General features: G+C 60.5%; 2 protein-coding genes and 1 tRNA gene. 2 read left to right on the top strand and 1 reads right to left on the bottom strand.

What is annotated here, in order from left to right:
• Together A7X77_RS31385 and A7X77_RS31380 are read left to right on the top strand one after the other, a co-directional pair.
• The coding region (locus tag A7X77_RS31385; protein ID WP_064686664.1) for an NAD(P)H-dependent flavin oxidoreductase at positions 1-674 on the top strand (674 nt) is incomplete at its 5' end.
• A gap of 121 nt (positions 675-795) precedes the next feature.
• Positions 796-871, top strand: a tRNA-Thr gene (locus A7X77_RS31380).
• A gap of 241 nt (positions 872-1,112) precedes the next feature.
• Here the strand turns inward: A7X77_RS31380 and A7X77_RS33295 are convergent.
• Positions 1,113-1,397 carry a hypothetical protein gene (locus A7X77_RS33295; protein ID WP_156668200.1) on the bottom strand — a complete coding sequence of 95 codons (285 nt, stop codon included), beginning with the start codon at positions 1,395-1,397 and terminating at the stop codon, positions 1,113-1,115.
• Positions 1,398-1,924 lie beyond the last annotated feature (527 nt).

Here is a 1,924-nt window from a genome sequence, read left to right as displayed (position 1 = left end):
CGCTCTGCGTCAAATACAAGGTGCCCGTTGTCATTTCCTCGCTCGGCGCCGTGCCCGAGGTCAACGCCGCCGTGCATTCCTATGGCGGCATCGTGCTGCACGACATTATCAACAATCGCCACGCCCATTCGGCGATCCGCAAGGGTGCCGACGGGCTGATCGCGGTGGCATCGGGCGCCGGCGGCCATGCCGGCACGCTGTCGCCCTTTGCGCTGATCCAGGAAATCCGCGAATGGTTCGACGGGCCGCTGCTGCTTGCCGGCGCGATTTCGACCGGCGGCGCCATTCTCGCCGCCGAAGCGATGGGCGCCGACATGGCCTATATCGGCTCCCCCTTCATCGCCACGCAAGAGGCGCGCGCCGCCGAGGCCTACAAGCAGGCGATCGTCGAGGGTGCGGCCGCCGACATCGTCTATTCCAACTATTTCACCGGCGTCCACGGCAACTACCTCAAGCCCTCGATCCTCGCTGCCGGCATGGACCCCGACAACCTGCCGGTGGCCGACCCGTCGAAGATGGATTTCGAACAGGCAACCGGCGGCGCCAAGGCCTGGAAGGACATATGGGGCAGCGGCCAGGGCATCGGCGCCGTCAAGGCCGTCGAGCCGGTGGCCAAACTCGTCGACCGGCTGGAGGGCGAATACAGGGCCGCCCGCGCCCGGCTGTCACTCTGAGGGCGGTCTTCCACAGCCTGCCCTCTTTTTTGCCAAAGGCATGACAGGGTGCTTGAAATCTTCGGACAATGCCTGTATCAGCGCCATGCAAATCGCAGGCCGTACGCTTCGGCCGTCAAGTGCCGCTTTAGCTCAGTCGGTAGAGCACATCATTCGTAATGATGGGGTCACGTGTTCGAGTCACGTAAGCGGCACCAAAATCTACAAGAAAAATTAATAAGATATCGTTTCAGGTACGGAACGTTTCGCTTCGCGCGCCGCCTACCGGGAAATCTGGGGGAAAATCGGCTTTCCTTATTCCCCGCCGCTGTCCGCCAGATGCGACGAACCCGCACGACATCCCCGCAATGATGAACGTCCGCGAAAGCGCCACCACAACAATGGCGGCGAGAGGTGTTCTCGATGCTGCTCAGGTGACCGCCGCGACGCTTCCGTGCATTATGGGAGGCCATGGATGGCAAAGGCGCAGCAAAGGCCGGGTTGGGTTTTCTCTCCGCCTACCTCATTGGCAAATTTGTTTTGTACCGGCTCCGCAACGATACGGGGCGCGGCGCTGGCGTACTGCGGCGGGGCGCGAAAGGGCTGATAACGCTCGTCCCGATCTTGGCGATGTTCATGGCACTTGGCTTTGTCGGCGCCATGTTCACGTACTTGGCTTCCGCCACCGACAGGCCGCTTATCGATGGTCAGCTCGCTGCGATTGACGCGGCGCTCGGCTTTCATTGGCCGAGTTTCTTAGGAGGGTGGCCATCATTTGACCGATGTGACCACGGGCGTGATGGTAGCGCTGGTTTCGATTCTTGCTGTTCGGGCAGTCGTAGATCCCCAAAGAAACAAAGCCGGTCTAGAACCGGCCACCATCTCCACTGAGGTCTATTGACCGCGCCTTCGCCGCGCTCAGCGGCATTGCCGCATGGAAATCTTGTTGCACTTTGTGAGAGGTTCAGGGCAATGATTCTCACCTGCGATCCTGCCCACCTACCTCTCACAATACAATTTCCCGCATGGCGCATGCATTCGACGACTAAGGGCCTCGCTCAAACAGCGATGAAATCCACCACCTCCGATAGGAACATGCCGCTGTCAAACGGGTTCTCCCCTTGAGAAAACAAGCATGGAGAACATCATGTCCTGTAAACTCATCACAATATCCCTCCTTTCTCTGAGCCTTGCCGGCTCGGCGCTGGCGCAGACGGCCGGCGATGCGAATTCCAGCGGGCGGCTTTCGGTGGCGCCTGTTATCGGCGGGT

The sequence above is a fragment of the Rhizobium bangladeshense genome, from assembly GCF_001662075.1.
In the GTDB taxonomy this organism is placed as follows: Bacteria; Pseudomonadota; Alphaproteobacteria; order Rhizobiales; family Rhizobiaceae; genus Rhizobium; species Rhizobium bangladeshense_B.
This window is presented reverse-complemented; position numbering and strand designations above follow the sequence as displayed.